Source organism: Flavobacterium lipolyticum (assembly GCF_020905335.1).
Taxonomy (GTDB): Bacteria; Bacteroidota; Bacteroidia; order Flavobacteriales; family Flavobacteriaceae; genus Flavobacterium; species Flavobacterium lipolyticum.
On the sequence record NZ_JAJJMN010000002.1, the window covers coordinates 88,187 to 112,556 of the forward strand.

Annotated in this window: 15 protein-coding genes and 2 pseudogenes; 10 read left to right on the forward strand and 7 right to left on the reverse strand. The window is 34.4% G+C overall.

The window, feature by feature from the left end; translation table 11 throughout:
* The first annotated feature begins 71 nt into the window (after window positions 1–71).
* On the forward strand, window positions 72–3,221 hold the full coding sequence (locus tag LNQ34_RS17315) for an efflux RND transporter permease subunit (protein ID WP_202704120.1): 3,150 nt from the start codon (window positions 72–74) through the stop codon (window positions 3,219–3,221).
* Between the two features lie 2 nt (window positions 3,222–3,223).
* On the forward strand, window positions 3,224–4,633 hold the full coding sequence (locus LNQ34_RS17320) for a TolC family protein (RefSeq protein ID WP_230000619.1): 1,410 nt from the start codon (window positions 3,224–3,226) through the stop codon (window positions 4,631–4,633).
* Window positions 4,634–4,905: 272 nt separating this feature from the next.
* Here LNQ34_RS17320 and LNQ34_RS17325 read toward each other — a convergent pair whose 3' ends face one another.
* The 3 genes from LNQ34_RS17325 to LNQ34_RS17335 all read right to left on the reverse strand — a co-directional run bounded on the left by LNQ34_RS17325 (window position 4,906) and on the right by LNQ34_RS17335 (window position 7,692).
* On the reverse strand, window positions 4,906–5,496 hold the full coding sequence (locus tag LNQ34_RS17325) for a hypothetical protein (RefSeq protein WP_230000620.1): 591 nt from the start codon (window positions 5,494–5,496) through the stop codon (window positions 4,906–4,908).
* Between the two features lie 75 nt (window positions 5,497–5,571).
* Window positions 5,572–6,606, reverse strand: a complete 1,035-nt coding sequence (locus LNQ34_RS17330) for a hypothetical protein (protein ID WP_230000621.1) — start codon at window positions 6,604–6,606, stop codon at window positions 5,572–5,574.
* A 456-nt stretch (window positions 6,607–7,062) separates the two neighbouring features.
* Window positions 7,063–7,692 carry a nitroreductase family protein gene (locus LNQ34_RS17335; protein ID WP_230000622.1) on the reverse strand — a complete coding sequence of 210 codons (630 nt, stop codon included), beginning with the start codon at window positions 7,690–7,692 and terminating at the stop codon, window positions 7,063–7,065.
* A gap of 267 nt (window positions 7,693–7,959) precedes the next feature.
* On the opposite strand from LNQ34_RS17335, the gene LNQ34_RS17340 reads away from it, so the two are divergent.
* The 4 genes from LNQ34_RS17340 (at window position 7,960) to LNQ34_RS17355 (ending at window position 11,916) form a co-directional block, all read left to right on the forward strand.
* The gene (locus LNQ34_RS17340) at window positions 7,960–9,012 is read left to right on the forward strand and encodes a DUF1852 domain-containing protein (protein WP_230000623.1); all 1,053 of its coding nucleotides are present in this window, start codon (window positions 7,960–7,962) and stop codon (window positions 9,010–9,012) included.
* 30 nt (window positions 9,013–9,042) lie between these two features.
* Entirely contained in the window at window positions 9,043–10,074 is a 1,032-nt protein-coding gene (locus LNQ34_RS17345) for a methionine synthase (protein WP_230000624.1), read from the forward strand.
* Window positions 10,075–10,240: 166 nt separating this feature from the next.
* On the forward strand, window positions 10,241–11,233 hold the full coding sequence (locus LNQ34_RS17350; protein WP_230000625.1) for a bile acid:sodium symporter family protein: 993 nt from the start codon (window positions 10,241–10,243) through the stop codon (window positions 11,231–11,233).
* 230 nt (window positions 11,234–11,463) lie between these two features.
* Complete coding sequence (locus tag LNQ34_RS17355; protein ID WP_202703776.1) at window positions 11,464–11,916, forward strand: Lrp/AsnC family transcriptional regulator; 453 nt, start codon at window positions 11,464–11,466, stop codon at window positions 11,914–11,916.
* A 220-nt stretch (window positions 11,917–12,136) separates the two neighbouring features.
* On the opposite strand, the gene LNQ34_RS17360 is transcribed toward LNQ34_RS17355, so the two are convergent.
* Window positions 12,137–14,032: a flavin monoamine oxidase family protein gene (locus LNQ34_RS17360; RefSeq protein ID WP_202703777.1), complete on the reverse strand. Its 1,896-nt coding sequence runs from the start codon at window positions 14,030–14,032 to the stop codon at window positions 12,137–12,139.
* A 717-nt stretch (window positions 14,033–14,749) separates the two neighbouring features.
* Here LNQ34_RS17360 and LNQ34_RS23640 point away from each other — a divergent pair.
* Both LNQ34_RS23640 and LNQ34_RS23645 read left to right on the forward strand, forming a co-directional pair.
* Window positions 14,750–14,842 (forward strand): annotated as a pseudogene (locus LNQ34_RS23640) (hypothetical protein); the annotation flags it as partial.
* Window position 14,843: 1 nt separating this feature from the next.
* Window positions 14,844–15,020, forward strand: a pseudogene (locus LNQ34_RS23645) (IS6 family transposase); the annotation flags it as partial.
* Between the two features lie 207 nt (window positions 15,021–15,227).
* Here the strand turns inward: LNQ34_RS23645 and LNQ34_RS17365 are convergent.
* The 3 genes from LNQ34_RS17365 to LNQ34_RS17375 all read right to left on the reverse strand — a co-directional run bounded on the left by LNQ34_RS17365 (window position 15,228) and on the right by LNQ34_RS17375 (window position 20,793).
* A complete protein-coding gene (locus tag LNQ34_RS17365) occupies window positions 15,228–16,130 on the reverse strand; it encodes a leucine-rich repeat domain-containing protein (protein ID WP_202703778.1) in 903 nt (300 codons plus the stop codon).
* Between the two features lie 56 nt (window positions 16,131–16,186).
* A complete protein-coding gene (locus LNQ34_RS23565; protein WP_230000626.1) occupies window positions 16,187–18,832 on the reverse strand; it encodes an alkaline phosphatase PhoX in 2,646 nt (881 codons plus the stop codon).
* A 131-nt stretch (window positions 18,833–18,963) separates the two neighbouring features.
* The gene (locus LNQ34_RS17375; RefSeq protein ID WP_230000627.1) at window positions 18,964–20,793 is read right to left on the reverse strand and encodes a cytochrome-c peroxidase; all 1,830 of its coding nucleotides are present in this window, start codon (window positions 20,791–20,793) and stop codon (window positions 18,964–18,966) included.
* Window positions 20,794–21,731: 938 nt separating this feature from the next.
* Between LNQ34_RS17375 and LNQ34_RS17380 the strand changes: the two genes are divergently transcribed.
* Together LNQ34_RS17380 and LNQ34_RS23650 are read left to right on the forward strand one after the other, a co-directional pair.
* Window positions 21,732–23,234 carry a WG repeat-containing protein gene (locus LNQ34_RS17380; RefSeq protein WP_230000628.1) on the forward strand — a complete coding sequence of 501 codons (1,503 nt, stop codon included), beginning with the start codon at window positions 21,732–21,734 and terminating at the stop codon, window positions 23,232–23,234.
* Window positions 23,235–23,411: 177 nt separating this feature from the next.
* Window positions 23,412–23,657 carry a transposase DNA-binding-containing protein gene (locus LNQ34_RS23650; RefSeq protein ID WP_428979065.1) on the forward strand — a complete coding sequence of 82 codons (246 nt, stop codon included), beginning with the start codon at window positions 23,412–23,414 and terminating at the stop codon, window positions 23,655–23,657.
* Window positions 23,658–24,370: the final 713 nt, after the last annotated feature.

Consider the following 24,370-nt stretch of genomic DNA (forward strand, 5'->3'; position numbering starts at 1 on the left):
CGCTAAATGCTACTATCGTCAAAGCTGTTAGTAAAAATAATTTTTAGTTTTTAATATAAATAACATTTTCCATGTTAAAAAAAATAATAGACAGGCCAGTATTGGCGACAGTAATTTCCATTGTTCTGGTGATCTTGGGTATTATTGGTCTAACAAGATTATCGGTTACCAGATTTCCTGATATTTCGCCGCCAACGGTAATGGTTAGTGGTTCATATCCGGGAGGGAATAGTGAAACAGTAATTCGTTCCGTAGTAACTCCGTTAGAAGAACAGATTAATGGTGTTGAGAATATGCAGTACATTAAATCTTCTGCCAGTAATGATGGATCTTTTTCGATCAGCGTTATTTTTAAACAAGGCGTAGATCCGGATCAGGCTGCGGTAAACGTTCAGAACAGAGTACAGCAAGCGACTCCAAAACTTCCGCAAGAAGTGATCAGAATGGGACTTACAACGTCGAAACAGCAAAATAGTATGATTGTTATTTTCAACTTGTATACAGAGGATAACAAAAAGTACGACGAGCTTTTTCTTCAGAATTATGCTAATATCAATTTGGTTCCGCAAATGAAACGTGTTCCCGGTGTAGGTCAGGTTCAGATTTTTGGTCAGAAGGATTATTCGATGAGAATTTGGCTTGACCCAAGAAAAATGGCAAATGCAGGTTTGGTTCCATCTGATGTTACGCAAGCCATTGCAGATCAAAGTTTAGAATCGGCTCCAGGGAAACTTGGAGAAGAATCAAAAGCGGCTTTAGAATACGTAATTCGATATAAAGGAAAGAAAAACAAACCGGAACAATATGAAAATATTGTGGTTAAAAATGACGGTAATAATTTGTTGCGTCTTAAAGATGTGGCAAGAGTAGAATTTGGTTCAATCTCTTATAGCGGTGACAACAAATCGAACAGTAAAAATGCGGTTACAATGGCAATTTTACAGACTTCGGGTTCTAATGCAAACGATATTGAAATCGGGATTAATAAAGAAGTAGAGCGATTATCAAAGTCTTTTCCTCCCGGAATTAAATACGTGAACGTAATGAGTACCAAAGAACGTTTGGACGAAGCGACAGGACAGGTAAAATCGACTTTGTTAGAAGCTTTTATTCTGGTATTTATTGTTGTATTTATATTCCTGCAGGACATTCGCTCGACGATAATTCCCGCTATTGCAGTACCAGTAGCGATTGTAGGAACCTTTTTCTTTCTATTGGTTTTTGGATTTACCATCAACATTCTAACACTTTTTGCCTTGGTTTTGGCGATCGGAATTGTAGTTGATGATGCTATTGTTGTAGTCGAAGCTGTTCACAGTAAAATGGAAGAAGATGCTGGGATTTCAGCCAAAGAAGCGACTCATAGTGCAATGGCAGAAATTACCGGAGCGGTAGTTTCGATTACTTTAGTCATGTCGGCTGTATTTATTCCAATTGGTTTTATGACAGGATCTTCAGGGATTTTCTATAAACAATTTGCTTATACTTTGGCAATTGCGATTATTATCTCGGCTGTAAATGCCTTGACGCTGACTCCTGCTTTATGTGCGCTTCTATTAAAAAATCATGACGACAAACACGGAAATCACGAACATAAAACCAGTTTTAAAGACCGTTTTTTTGTGGGGTTCAATACGGGTTTCAACAATTTTACCGGAAGATATATCAAAGGTGTTCGTTTCCTTGTGGGAAGAAAATGGATTGCAGCAGGATTAATTACCGGTATAACAGCTCTTGCAGTTTATATGATGATGTCAACGCCAAAAAGTTTCGTTCCGCTTGAAGATGATGGGTTTATGGTGTACAGTTTATCTATGCCACCGGGAACAGCGCTTGATCGTACAACTGAAGTAGTTCAGAGAATGGAGAAAATATTAGAATCAGAAAAAGCGATTGATGTTAATACCAGTATTACAGGATTTAATATTTTGAGTAACAGTTCCAGTACCGCATACGGATTAGGTTTTATTAAATTAAAGCCTAAAAAAGAAAGAGGTGAAGTTAAAGATATTGATGAAATTTTGAACAGTGTTACGGCCAAATTATCCACAATCAAAGAAGGTTCGGTTATGGTGTTTAGAATGCCGCCTGTAGAAGGATTTGGTGTAACAAGTGGTGCCGAAATTGTATTGCAGGACAGAATGGCAAGAAGTCCGGAAGTTTTAAAAGCAATGTCAGATAAAGTGATCGCACAAATTATGCAGCAACCCGGAGTTCAATATGCGTATACGACTTTTAGAGCCGATTATCCGCAGCTGGAATTGGAAGTTGATGAAGATAAAGCACGCCAAATGGGAGTGAACATAAAAGAACTGCTAGGAAATATCCAGACGTATTTTGCCGGAGATCAATCATCAGATTTTACCCGATTTGGTAAGTTTTACAGAGTTAATGTAAAAGCCGATGGAATATTCAGAATGGATGAGGATGCGTTTAACGAAATTTTCGTTAGAAATGCACAAATGCAGATGGTTCCTGTAAAATCAATCGTAAAATTCCATAAAGTGTACGGACCGGAATCGGTAGACCGTTACAACCTTTACAATTCGGTAAATATTACCGCAATGGCATTGCCGGGTTACAGTAATGGTCAGATTATGGTGAATTTAGAAAAGGTTTTAGATAAACTTCCAGCCGATTACAGTTACGAATGGACAGGTTTAAGTTTAGAAGAGAAAGCAGGAGGAAACCAAACGATTGCCATTTTCGGATTATGTCTGTTGTTTGTATTCTTTTTATTGGCAGCACAGTATGAAAGTTATTTACTGCCGTTGGCGGTTTTACTTTCAATTCCAGCAGGAATTTTAGGCGCTTTTGCCGGAGTAAAAGCTGTTGGTCTAGATAACAACATTTACGTTCAGGTCGGACTTATTATGCTAGTGGGACTTCTCGCCAAAAATGCCATTTTAATTGTAGAGTTTGCACTTCAAAGACGTCTGTCCGGTTTAAGTATTGTTGAAGCGGCAATTGAAGGCGCAAGATCAAGACTGCGACCAATTATCATGACTTCGCTTGCCTTTATTGTTGGTATGATTCCGTTGATGTTTGCTTCTGGAGGAACAGCAGTAGGAAACAAATCAATAAGTGTGAGCGCTTCAATCGGGATGTTGAGCGGAGTTATTTTGGGAGTTTTTGTGATTCCGTTGCTATTCATTGTATTTCAATATTTACAGGAAAAAGTTTCGGGCAAGAAAATCGTAGTTCAATCTATAAAAGAATAATAATGAAAATACTATATAAAATAGGAATTACTTTCTTTACCGGCTTGATTTTAACGTCATGTGTAGTAGGAAAAAAATATTCCCGAGCGGCATTAAATTCACCTGATAAATACCGTGAAGAAATTGCTGTAACGGGTGATACGGTTTTACTTCCGTGGAAAAGTTATTACAAAGATCCATTGCTGGTTGATTTAATTGAAAAAGCCCTCGTTAAAAATAACGAGGTGCTTATCGCAATGAAAAGCATGGAACAGCTGGATTTAAATTACAAACAGGCAAAATTAGCATTGCTTCCAACACTTGATTTTGATGCAGGAGCTAGCAGGACTTATCAGTCTAAAAACTCGCTGAATGGTTCCTTAAGTGCCCAATTTACAAGTAAAGATTATTTAGATGATTACAGTGCCAATCTTCGTATGTCCTGGGAGGTCGATATTTGGGGAAAAGCAGCAATGCAAAAAAGAGACGCAAAAGCCACTTATTTTGCTCAGAAAGAAAACCTTTCGGCATTAAAAACCAGAATCATTGTTCAGGTAGCGCAAGCTTATTATAACCTTTTAGGGTTAGACGAACAGCTTAAAATTGCTCAGAAAAATATTGAATTGAGCGATAGCACTTTAAACATGATGAAGTTGCAATACACCGCAGGATCAATTAGTTCTCTGGCAGTAAACCAAAGTGAAGCTCAGAAAAAAACAGCCGAATTATTGGTTCCTTTAGCAAAAGCGAATATCGCAGTTCAGGAAAATGCGTTACAGATTTTATGCGGAGAATATCCAAATACTGTAGCACGTGCAGGAAACTTAAATGTATCAGAATTTGCAGTTGAGGTTCCGGCAGGAATTCCAGCTTCGCTTTTAAGCAGAAGACCTGATATTAAAGCAAGTGAATATGCTGTAATGTCGGCTTATGCAAAAACAGGATTAGCAAAGGCTACGATGTACCCAACATTAAGTTTGAGTCCGTCGATTGGTGTAAATTCATTTGAGTTTGATACCTGGTTTAATTTTCCGGGATCAGTAACCAAATCGATTGCAGCAAATTTAGTACAGCCTATATTTAGAAAGAAAGAGTTAAGAACAGCCTATCAGGTTGCACTTTTAGAACAAGAAAAAGCAGCGATTCAATTTAAACGATCTTACATAACTGCGGTTGGTGAAGTAAATGATGCCTTGTCAAAACTAAAATATGCAGATGAGCGTATTATGCTTGTAACAGAAAAATCAGTTTCATTAGAAAAAGCAACTGCAGATGCAGGTCTTTTATACAAAAGCGGAATGGCGACTTATCTGGAGGTTATTGTAGCGCAAAATAGTTCTTTACAAAACGAACTTGAAGTTGTGACTATAAAATTAGAAAAGCTAGATGCAGCAATAAATTTATACCGCGCCTTAGGCGGAGGAGTGCAATAAAAATAATATTCAAGAGTTCATCATCTTTAGATTAATTTGTGGAGATGATGGATTTTTTGGTTACAATAGTACTCTAAAAAACAATTCGGATAATTCTGAGTATTTATACAGAAGAGTTTATTTTACAAATAAGAAAAGATTCTTATAAGAAGGAAATGATTTAAATTTATGGGTTTGAAACATAACGACTTACATAATAAATTTACATTGAGAGGCTTATTTAATCCTGTGAGGTAAATTCAGGTCGGGACAATTTTTAGATATTTTTAATTTTATAAATCGTTTAAATTTAATAGATCCAACACCTTTGGTGAAACTTTCAAATCGGATCGGAATTTTAAAACGCCCTTTATGAAATGTCTTTTTAATTCTTTTGCATTGCGTATTGAAAACGGAGTGTTGAATGTAATGGCTTTATACATTATTACGTTTCTGGAGTTATCGAAGTAATACACACAAATATCATGAGCGGCATCTTCTCCCGCTGATAAAACGATATCATAATTTTTCAGATCGGGAGTTGGACATAAAGACTCAAAAGTTAGGGATTCAATAACTATTTCATCTTTATAATGGTGCAAACCATTTTGATCCACTATTACTTTTGTGATTTTGTTTTTTTGGTGAATAATCATATCCTTTACTACAAAATACACCAAAAAAGATAAAAGAATTACAGACAGTACTGTAGAACAAATTTTAAATTCAACAGAAAGTTTAGATTCGATAATAATTATTTCTAAGTTAATTATTCCTAAAACGGTACCGGCAAAAATAAGGGACCCTAAAAACTTTACTATAAAAGTTGTTTTCTTTGATTCTAATGACTCTGTTTTTGAAAAATCATTATTCTGAAAATCCATTTCTTGTTAGGAGTTAGAAATTAAACATTACCGTTGTTGAAGCGAATTTAAGAAAGATAAATCTAATTTAGACAATTAGTAAAAGCTGTAGGTTATGTTTAGCATTCGATCCTCAAAATAGTGGCTCATTTTAGCTGTATCTGATTTTCTTTGTATTGTGGTAAGAAAGCCTTTTTTATCATAAGTCATTACTAATTCACTTACTTTTTGCAAACTCCATATATCCTCCATCAGTACCAGATTTTTATCCTTATTATAAGTGTATTTTTCGCTTTGGGGTTCAATGCTGTTTGGAACATCAGCCAGAACTGAAAGAAATCCTTCTTTAAATTGGTAAAGTTTAGATGGAGTGGTCTTATCGGCACAGCCATTATGAAGAAACAAAGCAACAGGGAGTCCGTCTAGATAATAATACGTTTTTTTCTGATTACAAGTCTCTTGATTGTCATTCTTCTTTAGAAAATCAAAGTATTCCGTGCACTCTTCGACTTCAAATCTATTCTCGTTATAATAGCGATAGTGCCATGAAGAAAAAGAATTTTCTTCGATCATTTTATTTAGCAGTTTTTCATTTGGTAAAGTACCAAGTGTTACTATTTTATCTACACCTGGGTATGATTCTCCCAGCCAACCGCTATTTTGGAGTCTATTAGGCATTTCGGAATTCAATGAAAAGAATCGGATTTTATCAATTCTGTTTTTTTCATCATATTGGTAAGAACTAATCTTTACGATGCCATTATTATAGTCAATCCTTGCTTTTTTATCAATCAGCCCTTTTGGATTGTAGTAATTTCTTATATAGAAAGTGGTGTCTGTTTTCTCTTTATTGTATCGTATGTTAGTTATAGTCACGACTTGACCATCCGGGTTAAAATTGTAAATATAATTTATCCCATTTTCGTCATTATTTTTTAGAACAATACTTTTTACCTTATTGTTCTTCATAAAAGAGGAATTGAAAGGAAAGACTGTTTTTGTAAAATAAATTTCTTCCTCAAAAGGCATGACAATGTAAAAAGGTTTTACCTGTGCTTTACCATTAAAGATGATACAGCAGATAAAAATGCTGGTTAAAAATGAAATAAGTTTGTATTTTGAGTATAACATTTTTTGCGAAATTCAAGAATAGTAACCTTATTTAAGGTCTTGTTATTAGCAAATGTATTCTATATTTATTTAGCATTAATAGCCCGCTTATAAACTTAACAATATAAAACTTAATTATATAGGGGGAGATTTTATATTTTCAGATGTTTAATATATTCGAACCGAGACTTCCGAAGGTCTTTATTTGATTGAATTTTCAATAGTTTAAAAAACATGGTGCCATGATTTTGTCACAAAAATAAAAATGGACAAAATTGCGATGAATAGCACTTAACTGCCTTAGCTTTTTGTGGCAAAATAGGAGGCAACTCCAAATCTTTTTTGCTGTGATTTTGCCACAAAACTTATGCAGTATAAAAACTGTATTAGTTGCCTTAGCTTTTTATAACAGAGAAGTATCAAGTCCACAAGGTTGAACGTATACTTTTTCCATGATAATTAATATATCTTATAACATTAGTAAATTTTCGTTATCATTTCATTTATAGGCAAGCGAACTTTTTTCATAGTTGCCATGTAGTCTTTTTCCAAATCACGGTATCCTAATGCAAGTATAACTGCGGAATGCAGCCCTTTCTCTTTCAAACCCAAAACGGCATCGATAATAGAAGCATTAAATCCTTCGATAGGAGTGGCATCCACTTTCAATTCTGCTGCAGCAATAAGTGCCGTTCCTAGTGCAATATAAGCCTGTTTGGCAGCCCAAAGTGCTTTTTGCTCTGCGTTGATAGTGCTAAAATAGGAATGCAATCCATTTCTAAATCCTGATAAGGCACCAGCATCAAGACCTCTTTGCTTTTCTGTCATTGCTATGTAATTGTCAATGTAAGTCGAAGACATGTCAGTGAATGCAGCAAAAACCAACAAATGAGAGCAAGAGTGAATCTGTCCATTATACGAATCAGCACCTAATTTCTTTTGAATTTCCGGATTGCTTACAACAAAGACACGGTAAGATTGCAGACCACAAGAAGATGCTGAAAGATTTATAGCCTCTAAGATCTGATCGACCTTCTCTTCTGTTACTTTAATGTTATTGTAAGCTTTTGTGGCGTAGCGCCATTTTAAATTTTCTATCAAATTCATTGCTATATCTATCTTAATTTTTGACAAATATAAATGATATTGTTTTCTTTTTCGAGTTTTTGAAGCGCTCTGGGAAACTCCAAATCACTCATCTTAGGTCACTAAAGAATAATTATCTGTTTCTCTTCATTTTGATGTGTTTTTAAAGATTAATAATCTTTAAAAACACATCAAAAAAGAATGATTAACTGATTTTGTGTGTAAATAAAAATATTTAATCTTTTATCTTCAAATTTGCAGGGTAAAAAAACTAAATAGTATCATCAGATGAAAGCAAACATACAAGAAGATAGGGGAATAAACGAAAAGCAGAATATTGAAAACACCCAGAATAGAATCAAGAATGGTTTTGCATTCACACTAAAGAGCACTTGTTTAGATGAAAATTATCACCCCTCAAGTGAAACGCGGTTGACAACCAATTTTGCAAACCTGGCTAGAGGAGGTAATCGCCAACAAAACTTACGTAATGCATTAAATATGATTAACAATCGATTCAATGCATTGGCTCATCTGGATAATCCAAAAGCGGATCGTTACCTTGTAGAACTTGAAATCATTACTGTAACGATGCGTATTGATGATCAGAATGGTGGTAGCAATCTGCCGTTGATTGAGGTTTTAAAAACGAATATTTTTGACCGCAAGACTAGTCAGCGTATCGAAGGTATTGCCGGGAATAATTTTTCGTCTTATGTTCGTGATTATGATTTTAGTATTTTATTGATCGAGCACAATAGAAATAAACCTAATTTTTGTATTCCTGAGAACTTTGGTGATTTGCACGGAAAACTTTATAAGTGTTTTGTGGGTTCCGCCACTTATAAAGAGCACTTTAAGATGTCACCGATTATTTGCCTAAGTGTATCGAGCAACAAAACGTATACTCGGACTGAGTATCAGCATCCGGTTCTGGGTTTTGAGTATTTGCAGGATCAGTATTCTATTACGGATGGATATTTCTCTAAAATGGGCTTGAAGGTTCGTTTTTTCATGCCTTTGAATAGTGTTGCACCAATGGCTTTTTATCATTCAGGAGATCTGCTTGCGGATTATACTGATCTTGGATTAATCAGCTCAATCAGCACCATGGAGACTTTCCAGAAGATTTATCGCCCTGAAATTTACAATGCAAATTCAGTGGCCGGGGAAATCTATCAACCTAGTCTTAAACACGAAGATTATTCACTGACTCGCGTAGATTATGACCGCGAAGAGCGCAGCCAATTGGCTGTTGAACAGGGTAAATATGCAGAAGAGCATTTCATTAAGCCTTACAAAAGTCTCCTGGAACAATGGTCTGCTAATTTTACCCTTTAATTGATTACAACGCATTAAAATTATATTATTATGAAGAAATTATTATTACCTACCTCTATTGTTGGAAGTTTACCAAAACCTGCCTGGCTAGCACCACCCGAAAAACTTTGGTCACCATGGAAATTAGAAGGCGATCAGCTGCTTGAAGGGAAACAAGATGCTTTACGCATTTCTTTCCAGGAGCAGCAATTGGCAGATCTGGATATCATTTGTGACGGTGAGCAGACGCGCCAGCATTTTGTAACGACTTTTATCGAGCATTTGAGCGGTGTAGATTTTGAAAACCGTAAAACCGTAAAAATCCGTAACCGTTATGACGCGAGTGTTCCAGTGGTAGTGGGTGAGGTTGCACGTCAAAAAGCAGTTTTTGTTGAAGATGCTAAATTTTTACGTAAACAGACTAATAAGCCTATAAAGTGGGCGTTGCCAGGCCCGCTGACAATGGTAGATACCTTGTACGACGACCATTATAAAAGCCGGGAAAAATTGGCGTGGGAATTTGCGAAAGCACTCAATGAAGAAGCAAGAGAACTTCAAGATGCAGGAGTAGACATTATCCAGTTTGATGAACCTGCATTTAATGTGTTCTTTGATGAAGTAAACGATTGGGGAATGGCGGCATTAGAAAGAGCCATTGAAGGTTTACACTGTCAAACTGCGGTTCATATTTGCTATGGTTATGGAATACAGGCAAATACTGATTGGAAAAAGACATTAGGTTCAGAGTGGCGACAATACGAAGAAATTTTTCCGAAAATTCAAAAATCTAAAATTGATGTGGTGTCTTTAGAATGTCACAACTCCAATGTGCCTTTAAATTTAATGGAACTTGTTCGCGGTAAAAAAGTAATGGTCGGTGCCATTGATGTAGCAACCAACACTATCGAAACACCAGAAGAAGTAGCTGCGACCCTGCGTAAAGCTCTTGAGTTTGTAGATGCCGAAAATCTTTACCCTTCTACAAACTGTGGTATGGCTCCGTTATCTAGAGATGTAGCCAGAGGTAAGTTAAATGCTTTAAGCGCAGGAGCAGAAATTATACGCAAAGAACTTGGGATTTAGTCTCAATTTATTAATTTGAATAAGGATTTCCTTGTTTGAAGCCTGCTGTCCGTAGAATTTAACAGAGCGACTCTGCGGACAACTAATGAATCTAGAGAATCCACGTTTATAGGCGTAAGATATTTTTGTAATCTTGACTCTACGGAGGAATAATATTTAAAACACATTGAAGAAATTATTAGAAGTATTAAAAAAAGCAGGTTTCGACGGTTTCCTGTTCATGATAGCCACCATGATTCTGATGGCTTATTTTTTGCCACATCCAGGTATGGTCAAAGAACCTGTTTCGCTGGAGGAGATTGCCAATGCAGGCGTTTCCTTGATTTTCTTGTTTTATGGTATGCGACTGAGTGTTGAGAAACTAAAAGCAGGACTTTCCAATTGGAAAATGCACATTGTCGTTCAGTTGACAACTTTTTTATTTTTTCCGCTCATCGTTTTGGCATTTCGCCCGTTGTTTGTCAATAACGGCTTCGAGCTGCTTTGGCTGGGTGTATTTTTTCTGGCAGCTTTACCATCTACAGTATCCTCTTCGGTAGTCATGGTTTCCATCGCCAAGGGAAACATTCCCGCAGCCATTTTCAATGCGAGTATTTCCAGTTTGATCGGAGTAGTGGTTACGCCGCTTTGGGTTGGGCTGTTTATAGCTTCTGCGACAGGCGATTTTGATGTTACTCAAATCGTCATAAAGTTGATTCTGCAAGTCTTGCTGCCTGTTATCATCGGCATATGCCTCAATTCCCGTTTCGGCGCCATTGCCGAAAAATACAAGAAACAGCTCAAATATTTTGATCAGTCAGTTATTCTAACGATTATTTACACATCGTTTTGCAAGTCATTTTCCGAACATCTTTTTGAAGGCTTCACCGCCCTTGAACTTGCTGGACTCGCTGCAGGGATGATGGCGTTGTTTTTTGTCGTATTCTTTTGTGTTGGACTACTCAGCCGTCTGCTTGGTTTTTCAGATGAAGACCGTATTACTGTTTTATTCTGCGGGTCAAAAAAGTCATTGGTACACGGCACCGTTATGTCAAAAGTACTTTTTCAGCACAGTACCATCACCGGCATCGTATTGCTGCCGCTCATGCTTTACCATGCTTTGCAATTGATTGCCGCCAGTATCATCGCTCAGGGTATGGCTCGACGAAAAGAAGTATAATGTTTATTTATGGTGTGGCCCTTTATCTTTTTTCGATAGAGGGCACCAAGGATAACGATTCCTGCGATAAAATAGTGTGTTTTAGATTTTTATACTGTTAAAACAAGTTTTTCAGTATGTTATGTTTTTAACTTCTATGAAATAAGATTTTGGTGTTGTTTTTGGTTACATTTGAAGAATTTTATTCTGATTTAAGAATAAATTAAAACCTGTTTAAAATAAAATATTCTATGGAACAAATAGACGATATTGATCTTCAGTTATTAAATATACTACACGATAATTCTAAATACACTGTAAAAGAGCTTGCTAAAATGGTAAATCTTTCGCCATCGCCTGTTTTTGAGCGGATTAAAAGATTGGAAAACAGCGGATATATTAAAAAATATATTGCCCTGCTTGATGCAGAAAAATTAAATAGAGGTTTCATTGTTTTTTGTAATATCAAACTTAAACAGCACGATCGTAATATCGGCCATCAATTTGTTAGTGATATTATGAAAATAGAAGAAGTTGTGGAATGTTACAATATTTCAGGAGATTACGATTTTTTAATGAAAGTTTCTGCCAAAGATATGAAGCATTATCAGGATTTTGTGTTTAATAAATTAGGATCAGTTGAAAGTATCGGAAGTACCCAAAGTACCTTTGTTATGTCGGAGATAAAAAATATGTATGGATAGTTCCGCGATGGCTTATTTATTTGAAATTCGCCTTAGCTTTTGTGACAGAAAATGTATTAAGTCCATTATGTTTAAATTTGATTTAATTCTTTCGTTATTGTAATACAATATTTATCTGTTTTTTTTAGTTGTTGTACTGATAATTTCGAATCAAACAGTATAATAAAAAAACGACGCAGAATACCTTCCGCGTCGTTCCATTCATTTCTATTTAATTGATTTAGATACCTTCCACCATCAAACGAGTGTCTGGTAAATTTTTCAATGGCTGTATTTTAATCTCTGGTTTTGCCATTCTCGAAATTGCATTTAATGCAGCTGCAATAGCGCCTTCTTGCCAACCGGGAAGGGAGGAAATTTGATCACCAACAATAAAAAAGTTAGCATTGCTCGCATTTTTTGTGTTCGGATCTATAATTCCGGACCCTTGTGCAATAGCGTTAAATTGTTTCGTTGAGTAGTTCGCATCTCCAACGGCTTGCCAATATGCCCAGCCACCCTTGATATTTGGCATATTTTGCCAAGCTATGGCAACGCCTTCTTCCAGGCCTTCGGCAAATTTATTACCGAATTTACTGGCATCATTTCGTGCTTTGGTAAGTCGCTCATTAACGGGTAATTTTCCCCAATCGTGTGCTACTTTATCAAAATTATAAGCGCCTGTGAGCACGCCTTTTTCGTCTTGATACGCTGTAGATGGATACCAAATTTGTTGAATTTCATTGTCTGTCCAAGAGATTCCTCCAAAAATAGGTACAACTCCTACTTCGGATTTTTCAACTGCCATTGTCTTGAGATTTATTGGGCTTCCTTGCCATAAAGATCGATTTGCCTGCCAGCCCACTTTGGAGGTACAGGCTAAAAAACGCGGAACGTATCCGTCTTCTCGCGGTTCATAACCTGGAGCTTGTGTTGGTTCAAATTGTGCCACAAAAACGGCTTCTAATGCATCTTTAAATTCAGGTTCAAGTCCCGAATTTAGGAGATCAGAGTCTAGAATGTTTTTCAAAAAAGGCATCGCGAGGTTGCAAACACAATAATCAGCTTCGTAATAGATCGGTTCTTCTGTTCCAACTTGTCCAACCGAAATGATGTACTTCTCTTTAGTTGAGTCCCATTTTATTTTTTTTACAGGACTATTCAAAAGAATATTTCCTCCCAAAGCTGCCACTTGTTGAGCAAAAGCGTGTTGCACCTGATCCATTCCTCCAACGGGTTGAAATAAAGTAGGTTGCCAAAGAAAATCTGTAGGCTGATAGAATTTTGTACCTTCCCAAAATTTTGATTCGAGCAATTTATCAAAACTCAAAACATCGGCTACAATTCCAGCCGCAACACCAGGTAAAACTTCATATCCAGCGCGTGTTTTTCCATCCTCGAAGCCGGGTGATCCAGCCGTTGCACTATAGGTTCCATCTGCATCAAGCTCTCCGAAACTGATCATCAAACTTTGTAATTCTTCAACGCGTGTATTAAGATTACTTTCACTAATTCCCACTTGTGAATTGCGAAGTAATTCTTCCGCATTTTTGTATACCATGTGCGCCAACCAACCTCTTGTATTATGATCCAAACGACGGTAAACCATAGGTTCACCTCCAAAACTTTCGTCCTTTTGAACCAAATTAGATTCAGAGTTCATCACATATATTTCAACGTCTACCGAAAAACGTTTTAAGTAAGAAAGGAGTCGTTTGTGACTGCTTGGAATACGACCAGGACCTGCATTAAGGTAAGGTTCTGAGTCTCCCACCGGGCGTTTAAATCGAACAACTTGAGGTTCTCCAGGTTTCGAATCGAACAAATCACTGTTTGCATCTTCAATGAGTGTATCCCCTGTGCGTAAGCTCATGCAGCGTCCTCCCGTTTTATGAGATGCTTCCAGAATGGTTACTTTTGCACCAGACTCCTGAGCGAGTAGTTCATACGCGGTGGTAAGTCCCCCAACGCCAGACCCGATGATTATAACCTCTTTTCCTTCTAGTTGATTTGGACTAAGTTTAATCGCTTGATTGGTAATCGTGTTTTGCGTTTTTGTTGCTTTAGCCAATGCGGCGAATGCAATTGATCTTGGATTGTTTTTTAAAAATTCCTGACGACTTTTGTACTGTCCCATTTTGTATAAATTTTATGTTAAAAAATAAAAAAAATGATTTCTATGGTATTGGTATTTTTTTGGGATAATCTCGAAAACGCTTTCTAGCTCTAGATTTTATTTTCTGAAATGAAATTAATGATTGAAAATAGAAAAAATGAAAAAGATGTCGTTAGTGAAGGTTTTTCTGTCGTGAAAGGATGTTTTTTTGTTGTGAATAAAATGGATTTATTCCAATAAAATAAATTGCTTAAGGTTATGGTATGATTGCGGTTTTATAAAGAAGATTAAAATGTAAAAAAGTAAAGCGTACAATTATTTTGTCAGCCTTTTACTTTTTTTTAATTAGATTTAAAAAGATTTCAAGAAGCTTTTGCTAATTGAATCTGCTTCTAAGTAATATCAGGTTCTGTTGCATCTAAAGCTAAGTTTTCTCTTTGCCTTTTTTTAATTTTTAAACTGATGAATACGAAAGGTCATTGCTATCCGAAGTCTATTATACTGCAGGCAGTATAATTTAAGCTTAGGTTTACATTAAGCTATCGGGATCTTGAAGAGATCATGAAAATGCGTGGAGTTCATGTTGATCATGCTACTATTCAGCGCTGGGTTTATAAGCTGAGACCTATCATTGAGTCAGTGATGAAGAAGAGAAAGGCTAAAGTAGGTACAAGTTGGAGATTGGATGAAATTTATATCAAAGTAAAAGGTATTTAGTGTTATTAATATCGAGCAGTAGATAAATTGGGCAATACAGTAGACTTACTTGTGACCCGAAAAAGACAGAGAATGAGTGCTCAGTCATTTCTAATTAAAGCAATTAGTAACTAACTGCAGGCCGAGAGTAATAAACATTGATAAAAACGGTTCTAATACCGCAGCGATCAAAGTATATAACAAGCGTTCGTTCTCAAAGATTAAAATCCGGCAGTGTAAATATCTCAACAATATTGTAGAACAGGACCATAGATTTATAAAATTTAGGATACAAAAACGGATTAGGCTTTAAAGCTTTGAATCGGCAAGACGAACATTGAGCGGAATTGAAGTTGTGCATATGCTGAGGAAGAATCAGATGATTGGACCAAAGACAGCTATGTTTAAATCATCCTGTAAATTGGCTGATTAACTTTTAGATTACATAAATTCTGATGTTTGATTTTGACAGATGCGACAGAACCTTTAATTTGCCTTAAAACATTAATTAAGGGGGAAATTAAAAATAAATATCTGTATGAGGCATCAGCGCTTTAAGTTTACCTATAGTTTCTTTATTCATAGGATTTCCAACTAAAATTAGCGTTTTAAGCTTTTTCATGTATTGAATTTCGTTGGGCAGATCTTTTAGTTTATTATTGGCTAAATTTACACTTACAGCATTTTTTAACTTCATAATTTTTGGAGAAATCCAAGATATCGCATTATCACTCAAATTTAGGTATTCTATATTTTGAGATTGAAATAATGTCCCGGGAACTTCTACAATACTGTTTTTTTGTAATTCAAGGTATTTTAATTTTTTTGGCAATTTCATTTCTCCTAAATCATTAATTTGATTCGAAGAGAGATTTAGGTATTTTAAGTTTTTTATTTTATCCAAACGTTCTGAAACAGTACTTATCTGATTACTATGGAGGTTTATTTCTTCAAGGGAAGGGATATCTAAAAGAGCTTCCGGAAAAACACTTAAATTATTTGATTCAAAACTCACCATGCGTAAGTTTTGAAGTTTTGAAATGTTTGAATTTATAGCGGTCAGACTGTTCAGGTTTATCGAAAAAGATTTTAGTTTTTTTAATTCACTTATTTCATCCGGAATAAATTTAATACTGTTTTTATTAACATTCAAAATTTCAAGTTGCTTTAGCGAAAATATTGCTTTATCCATTTTCTCCAAATGATTTCCCATTACATTTAAAAAAAAGAGAGAATCCATTTTTATAATATCCGGAGGAAGGTTGTATAATCCTTTATCTCTGAAGCTCATACTGTATACGGTTTTTTTACTCAAAAGCGCTGTATCAATATCGGTATAAGTTGGATATTTAACCGGGTCAATTTGTGCTTTAGCATTACAGACCGAAAAAACAATGAGAATAGATAAAAGTAATTTTTTCATAAATATATAAAAGCTGCCAACATTTCTATTGGCAGCTAAAAAATAAAATTAAATGTTTATTTTTTTAGAAGTTTTACAGTTTTTTGAAAACCGTCAGCTTCTATATTTAAAATCAACATATTTGAATATTGAAGTTGCGTTGTCAAATCTAATTCCGTAACCAGATTTTGTGAAAAAGCCTTTTTATACACAATCTGCCCTAACATGTTATAAGCGGTAACTTGCAGGTTGTTAAGGTTGCCAGAAGTAATCTGTACCATACCTGAAGTAGGATTAGGAGTTACTATAATCTCATTTTGATTGTGATCAATAATCCCCAATGAATTATCTACCCCTAAATTTTGCTTTAAAGCAATGACGATTGTAGCTGATTTCCCTCTGTAATCAATCGTATTTCCTGTAGCATCAACATCCTTATCGATACCTGAGCCAGGATGTTGAATAGAGAAAAATCCGAATTTATGATCTGGTGTAAAAGTAAGACCTGTAGGCTCAGATCCAGCTGGCATAGAAGCAAAAAGTTTTACTTTTGGATTTGCCTGAGTATGATCTGGTGCTATGACCCAAATATAATTTTTTCCACCATCCTGAAGAACCCAAAGATTTCCTAACTCATCAAAAGTTAAATTATCATTACCATCTCCCCAAGATTCCGTTTTAACTCCATCTGTTGTATGTAAAGTATAAACTGTTGATCCTCCACCTACAAAAACTTCCACTTCTGACGCGGTCGTTCCGTTATCTTTCATGCGATAAACTTTGTCTAACCCTTTTGCTGTAAAATATATTTTACCATCCAAAGGACTTATTTCAACATCTTCTATCCCGTTGAATTTCGTTCCTCCTAAAGATTCCGCCAAAGAAGTCGTATTGTTTTGATCTGCTTGCGTTTTGTTAGGAACCTGAATCCAGGTTGCTGTTGTAGTTACTGGATTTCCATTGGTTATGCCTTGGTCTAATTTCAAAACATATAAATTTCCTGAAGAAAGGTTATTTGGCGTATCCATGGTGTATTTGTATACCATGTGCGTTCCCCCATCTTCACCATAATAAGCTATAGTTCCGGCATTATTAACCACAACATTTTCGTGATTCATGATTCCCATTTGCCAAAGTTTTCCTTTTGTTCCATTAGCATTTTTAGAAGAAACCTGAGCTGTAACCGGATCAATTTCTACCAACCAGCCATAATCTTTATAACCATCACCATTTGTGTCATTGCCTGCTACAGATTCCTCTGCAGTGACGATAGTTCCCCAAGGTGTAACTCCTCCGGAACAGTTTCTGATCGTTTGCACCAAACTCGCGGATGAAAAATCTACCGCTCTTGATTTTGTTAATTGCCAAAGTTTTGTTGTTGCATTGTAATTAATTTCTGCCATTGTAACTCCACCCGGATTTGTTTCGTGGTTTACCGAAAGATAGCCATCTGTACTGCTAGATACACCATTTGTTTTTTTAGCTACATAACCAGTAAAGTCATTTAGGCCTCCTACAAATCCTCCACCTTCAGTGTAATTGTCCCCTTCTTTAAGAATCAATTGGTATTTGTGCTGTTTAGGAATAATTAATTTAGGCGTTTGTACTGTAGGCACAATAGAGGTAAAACAGCTAATATGATTTCCGTCGTTGCAAGAGGTATCAGGAGGTATAACTACTGGTGGAACTGCTTTTTTAAGATAGGCATCCATTCTTAAATCAGAACTGCTTGCACTTCTGTTATGTAGTTCAATCGAAATTCTGTTAACTCCTTGTACAAAATTAGTTTTTGGAATAGAGAAAATATTATAAATGCTTTCATTTGCTCCATCGACTGTTGTAGTTGAAAAAGTATCGTACAGAATTGCGCCCGCTGGCATATTATCTCTTACTATCTCAACGCCATTCAAAAAGACAATAATTCCGTCATCTCTCATTACTCCGAGCTCCATAGTGGCACTCAAATCTGATAAATTAACGGTAAAATCTTTAGTGAAATATGCTGCATTTAAAGGTTTTGCGATCGTAGTTGTCACAGGATCCCCATATCCTAATGGCCCATTTCCTGATTTCCAGGCTGAAATATCAAAACCGGGATTTTTCCATTGGTCAGCTAACTGTACACCATTGTCATTAAAACGCCATGGTGATTCTTTTTCAAAACCATTATCAGGAACTGTTTTAAGGTAGGCATCCACTCTTAAATCAGAACTGCTTGCTCCTCGGTTGTGTAGTTCAATCGAAATTCGGTTAACTCCCTGTACAAACTTTGATTTTGGAATGGAGAAAATATTATAAATACTTTCATTCGCCCCATCGACTGTTGTACTTGAAGGGGTATTATAGTCAATGCTACCTGCAGGCATATTATCTCTTACTACCTCGACACCATTCAAAAAGACAATAATTCCGTCATCTCTCATTACTCCGAGCTCCATAGTGGCACTCAAATCGGATAAATTAACGGTAAAATCTTTAGTGAAATAAGCTGCATTTAAAGGCTTTGTGATTGTAGTTGTCACAGGATCTCCATATCCTAATGGTCCATTTCCTGATTTCCAGGCCGAGATATCAAAATCGGTATTCTTCCATTGATCGGCTAACTGTACACCTTTGTCATTATAGCTCCATGATGAACCTTTATCAAAAACTGTAGTCTGAGCCTGAATTACCGAATTCGTTATTAATAAAAGAGCTGCAATTGAAAGTAATTTTTTTTTCACGGTATATAGTATGTTTTGTTATACTGTGCTAAGTTATTTTTCTGTTCCGAGCTTTGTATTACGCTTACTTTAAATAAACACATTAATAAGTTAGCAAATCTTAAGGTTAATGTTAACAGATTAATGTTAAGTTAGTATTGTGCTTTACTCGTATCAGTCAGGGAGTTAATAAAAGCGACAAGCTGCTTTATTTCTCTTTCGTCAAGATTAAGTTTAGTAGGAGACAAGGTTTGATTTTTAATTTCCAATCCCATTCCTTCAGCACCGCCTTCATTATAAAAGGCAATCACTTCTTCTAAAGTTGAAAAGGCTCCATTATGAAAATAGGGTTTTGTAAGAGCAGCATTTCTTACTGTCATTGTTTTAAAAGAATTTTCATAAATCCATGAGCTCTCTTTTTTTACATTGCTGTTTATTCTGCCTTTATCAGTGTCTATTTCAATTGGCAGAAATTGCAATGGATTCTTGGTTACCCCCAGAACTTCGGATTCATTTTCATTATAAAACGGAGGAACTAATCCTGAAAAATTAGGGGCAAAATGACAGGTTGCACAGGCTGCTTTTCCCATAAAAAGATTAAAACCTTTTTTTGCATCTTCAGAAATTTCTTTTTCATTTCTCATAAATTTATCAAAATCACTGTTGAAAGAATACAGTGATGCGACATAAGAACTCAGGGCTTTTGAGAAATTTTGTTTGTCGATGTTACCATTTTTAAAGGCCTTTTTGAAAGCTTTTTTATATTCAGGATTTATCTTTAGCTTTTTGATGATACTTTGGTAGCTGGTATTAAACTCTTGTTCATTGTAAATTACATGCTCAACTTGTTGTTCCAGATAGTAAGCACGCATATCATAAAAGAATCTTTTGGCAAAAACAGCATTATATAACGATGGAGAATTTCTTAAAACTGTTTTGCCTTCGACATTGCTTAATGACTTTGCTTTTAAATCGGTAAAAGCATTTTCGGGTAAATGACAGGAAGCACAGCTCATTTTTGTATTGTTACTTAAACTTTCATCAAAGAAAATCTCTTTACCTAAAGATCTTAAATTGGCATTATCTTCAGCTGGTTTTAAGAGCGTATAAAAATAGGGATTCAGAAAATCATCACTGAAGAAGTTTTTATTATTGGTATTCCAACCTGAGATTTCTTTTAAATCATCTGGAGAATTATCCCAATTTCCTAATTCTTCATACAAAGGCTGAAGGTAAGTTTTATAAAATTCTATTCGGTCAAAAGTTTCAAAATTGGTACTTTTAGAAAGGTATTCAATACTAGCCACCAATATTTTTTCGGCTTTTTGAGTGTCTATCTTTTTAAAATAATCATCCTTTTTTATGTAGTTCTCAATTCCTCTCAAAGCATGAATGGATTCTTCAAAAACATTAAGCGATCCTGGTGTGTCAAACCCCGTAACGCCCATGGTATAAATCCTGATTAGTTCGATACGCAATAGTAAAGTTTTGTTTTTTTCTTCCGATAAACCGTTTTTTACCGAACTCAGATAAAAATCATTATAACTATTGTAAAGGAAATCGGATAGTTCAACTATTTTATCTTTTTGGATATTGGCTTCTTCCGAAAAGATAAGTTCATCTAACACCTGTAACCCTTCAGGAGGTAATGTATTTGCTGCTGTCCCTGTGCTTTCTATATGAAATAGTGGTGCGGCATTAATAGTAGTTTTGGAAAATTCAGGGTAATGATACGCAATATAGAATTCTATTTCCTTATATGAATTTCTGGCTTTTTTTAACGACTCCTGCAAACCTTCTTTGGAAATTTTATTTTCTTGAAAAAGATGTGCATCCGATTTTAAAACTACCAATTGATCTTTGAAATTTTTTAATCCTTGACTAATTATAGCATTTGTAGTTGTGTATTCATTATAACCTGGGTTGAAAGACATTATTACAAAACCTATAAAAAGTACAATAAGAAACGAAAAAGATTTCATGTTTTTATTTACAAAAGTAATTTCTCCAGATTATCCAAATTTAAAATTTGGATTAAATAATTAACCTCTTTGGGTTAAATAAAAGGTCAGCCTTCAAAACACTTAATCTAGAATGTTATTCGTCTAAAGGAAGCTTGAGGATATAGAAAGAGATTAAATCCATTACATCTTAATGAAAAACACTAACAACTAATATTTTAGATGGAACGATTGATGATATTGTTTTTTAAATGAGACATGTTGGATTTATTTTACTCTCATAAAATTATCGAAGGATAAGAATTGATGTAACGGCTAGAACTATGTTTTTATTTTCAGGGGGTTAAATAGTGAAAAAAAGAATAGATCAGCAGGTTTCTGACTAGTCCCAAGATGCAGCGGGAACAGGATTCGAACTTGATAGCGGAATAAATAGCGAAAATAAAAATAGCGTCATACATATTGGAACCTAAACTTCTTAGGTATTAATTTTGCTGAATTTTTGATTGTTCACAGTACTTTGTATCGCGATTCTGCCGTAAAACTTGTGAAGGTGAAATATCTTTAAAAACCGCCTTAGCTTTTTGTGGCAGAGTAGGAGGCAACTCCAATAGCTTTTGGAATTGTTGCAGACGGTTAAACTGTTGAGGGATCGAACACAGATTTCTTTAATTATAAGGATATGAAAGAATTCTACAAAGAAGAAAATAAAGCATTATTAGAGTTTGAATTTCAATTTTATCCGCTATCATTGTATATTGTTTAATTTTAATGTTGATAGTATTGGTTTTTAGAATTTATCGAATTCAGTACTAAGTTAAAAGATGTTGTCTAACTTATTATTAAGGAAAAAATATAAAATATCGAAAATATGGTTTTTGAAGAGTTATAAAAACACTCCATTGAATGTCAATTTTATAATTGATTTATTAAAAAATATAATTGAAAAAAGGTAGGATATGGAAAAGAATAAATTATGCTGGGAGTTTATAATTATAGTTTCAATGGTGTTTTTTCCTGGAATAATAACTGCACAAAAAGCATTTTATGACGAAAAAAAGGACAAATGGGGTTTGATAGACCATAAAAATAAAATTATTTTGAAACCTAAATATTCGGATATAGATGAATTTATTGACGGACTTGCTCACGTTACATTATATTTTAAAGAAGGTTATGTAAATAAGGAAGGAGAATTTAAGTCATATTTTAAAGAAGGATATATAGATAAGAGAGGAAGAGAAATTGTTCCTGTTAAGTACTTTAAAGTAGGTGAATACGATAAAGACAGTTATGCAATCGCAATTTTAAATGGTAAATCAGGTTTTATTGATAAAACAGGTAAAGTAATTATTGACTTTAAATACGATGATTTATGGAATTTTTCAAATGGAATTGCAAAGTTTAGAATAATGAATAAGGGTGAAGGTCTTGTTGATGCTAAAGGTTATGAAGTTATACCTCCAAAATACGATAATATTGAATGGACAAACAGCGGTTTTTATTTAACTACAATTGATTCTAAATGGGGTTTGATTGATGATAAAGGAAAAGAAATTGTTATTCCTACTTATGATAGAATTAATGTAAGCAACGACGAAAATTTTTTCATCATAAGGCAAGGTACTAAATCAGTGTATACGGAAGGCGAAAGAAATAAGTACCCTAATAAGCATGATGTAAAAATAGGATTTATCGATAGAACGGGAAAAGTAATTGTTTCTCCAAAATATGACGAGATTTTTAAATTTTATGATAACCTTGCTATTGTTTATTTAGGCTCAAAGTATGGCATGATAAACAAGGCTGGCAAAGAAATAGTTCCTTTAATTTATGATGAAATCATTCGTGATAAGGAGAATAAAGAGAACTTGTATTACATATTGAATGATAAAAAGGGGGTTGCTAACAAAGAAGGAACTTTAATTACTCCTATACAATACGACGAGATTTATTTAGATGAAAAAATAGGATTATATAAGGTAAAGCAAAGTGGAAAATATGGATTTATAGATACGAATGGCAAGGAAGTTATTCCTGTTAAGTATGATCTAATCTATGATTTTGTGGGAGATGTTACAGGATGTAGTATTGATGGTATTAAATGGGGATTGATAGATACAAAAGGAAATATAGTTGTCGAACCAAAATTTGAAGGACTATCTGAGGTAATATTTGGAATAATCCTTTTTTCCGCCGGTAATAAAATAGGGATTTTGGATAAAAATATGGGAAAGGAAATAACACCTGCAAAATATGATAAAGTTTATCTTCCTTTGAGATTTCAGGATAAATTTATAATCGTAACAATTAATGATAAATGGGGATTTATTGATGAAGTAGGAAAAGAAGTTGTTTCTCTTAAATATGACTCAGTTCATTTTTTTACAAATGGAAAAGCAAAAGTAAAACTTAACGGAGAAGAATTTTATATTGATAGAAAAGGAGAGCGGATTCCATAAAAAAAAAACAACTTCTGGAAATTAGCCTTTTTATTGTCCAGCTTTCATTTTCGTTTTTGGACTAAAAATTTCTTTGAATTGTAGAGGTGTAAAGTCTTTGCGTCTTGCTAAATTCACTTCTGGAACCAATAAATTAAAGATTGTGTTTCCATGGAGAAAGAAGGTTCCTAAAAACTGATGTCTGGAACAAATACTTTCTTATTGTATTTGAGGAATGTGCAAACCATATATTTTGAGAATTTTAAAGATAAACGATTGTTAGATAGAGGTAATTCTATTCTCAGTCGCTTATTTGCGCATATTATTCATTCAATAAAACAATTAACAAAAAGTCAAAGTGAATCCAAAGCGATTTACCGATTTTTACAAAATTTCAATGTCAGTCAAGTAACCGTTATAGAGAATATGTCTTCTAAAAGTTGATTTTTATTTCTAGTTTCAAATAAAAAACTAATTTGTATTCAGCAACCTATTTTGAAATGTCGAGAAAAGGACTTGTTTAATTCGGTATCAATGTAAGCTGAAACTCTAATAAAATGTCTTGTTTTTTGAGTGTTGCTTTTAATGAAATTTAAAATATTAAAATACTTCGCATATTTTTTTATTTACCTATTTCCCATCTTGCCGTAAGATTAATTACCGGTGTAAAATCCAAAATTCTCTCTTTCAAAATTATAACTTGAATCTACTATCAAATCTAAGTATAAGAGATTTAAGAGAGCTGCTTTTAAACAGCTCTCTTTTCCCTTAATATTAAAAAAGTTGCTTACTAATTCAAACTACATTAAAATTTAAGGATATATCTTAATATTGCGAAATATCTTAGAGTATTGTAACTTTTTTTAAATCTGTAGTGTTTAAATTTTGTTACTTCTTAAGAATTCTCTTGTGGTTTTTCAAATGTAGAGTTAAAATTTCCTCAATTCTAAAATTTTAATACTCAGTTCTACGCAGTATAATTGAAAAAAGTTAATTGATTTATTTTTAGTAGAATATGATTTTTCCAAAAAAGGTTATTTAAAGAGAAATTAATTGAAAAGTTATTATAGTAAGGAGCAAATGTTGAAAAAATAATATTTATTTTGAGAGTTAAAGTTGATAATATGTTCCTAATTTTTAAAATTAAGAGTATATCC

Bases quoted from the DNA above. Each gene is read 5' to 3' on its own strand.
- LNQ34_RS17315 (WP_202704120.1), top strand. From the start codon at position 72: ATGTTAAAAAAAATAATAGACAGGCCAGTATTGGCGACAGTAATTTCC.
- LNQ34_RS17320 (WP_230000619.1), top strand. From the start codon at position 3,224: ATGAAAATACTATATAAAATAGGAATTACTTTCTTTACCGGCTTGATT.
- LNQ34_RS17325 (WP_230000620.1), bottom strand. From the start codon at position 5,496: ATGGATTTTCAGAATAATGATTTTTCAAAAACAGAGTCATTAGAATCA.
- LNQ34_RS17330 (WP_230000621.1), bottom strand. From the start codon at position 6,606: ATGTTATACTCAAAATACAAACTTATTTCATTTTTAACCAGCATTTTT.
- LNQ34_RS17335 (WP_230000622.1), bottom strand. From the start codon at position 7,692: ATGAATTTGATAGAAAATTTAAAATGGCGCTACGCCACAAAAGCTTAC.
- LNQ34_RS17340 (WP_230000623.1), top strand. From the start codon at position 7,960: ATGAAAGCAAACATACAAGAAGATAGGGGAATAAACGAAAAGCAGAAT.
- LNQ34_RS17345 (WP_230000624.1), top strand. From the start codon at position 9,043: ATGAAGAAATTATTATTACCTACCTCTATTGTTGGAAGTTTACCAAAA.
- LNQ34_RS17355 (WP_202703776.1), top strand. From the start codon at position 11,464: ATGGAACAAATAGACGATATTGATCTTCAGTTATTAAATATACTACAC.
- LNQ34_RS17360 (WP_202703777.1), bottom strand. From the start codon at position 14,032: ATGGGACAGTACAAAAGTCGTCAGGAATTTTTAAAAAACAATCCAAGA.
- LNQ34_RS17365 (WP_202703778.1), bottom strand. From the start codon at position 16,130: ATGAAAAAATTACTTTTATCTATTCTCATTGTTTTTTCGGTCTGTAAT.
- LNQ34_RS17375 (WP_230000627.1), bottom strand. From the start codon at position 20,793: ATGAAATCTTTTTCGTTTCTTATTGTACTTTTTATAGGTTTTGTAATA.
- LNQ34_RS17380 (WP_230000628.1), top strand. From the start codon at position 21,732: ATGGAAAAGAATAAATTATGCTGGGAGTTTATAATTATAGTTTCAATG.
- LNQ34_RS23650 (WP_428979065.1), top strand. From the start codon at position 23,412: ATGTCTGGAACAAATACTTTCTTATTGTATTTGAGGAATGTGCAAACC.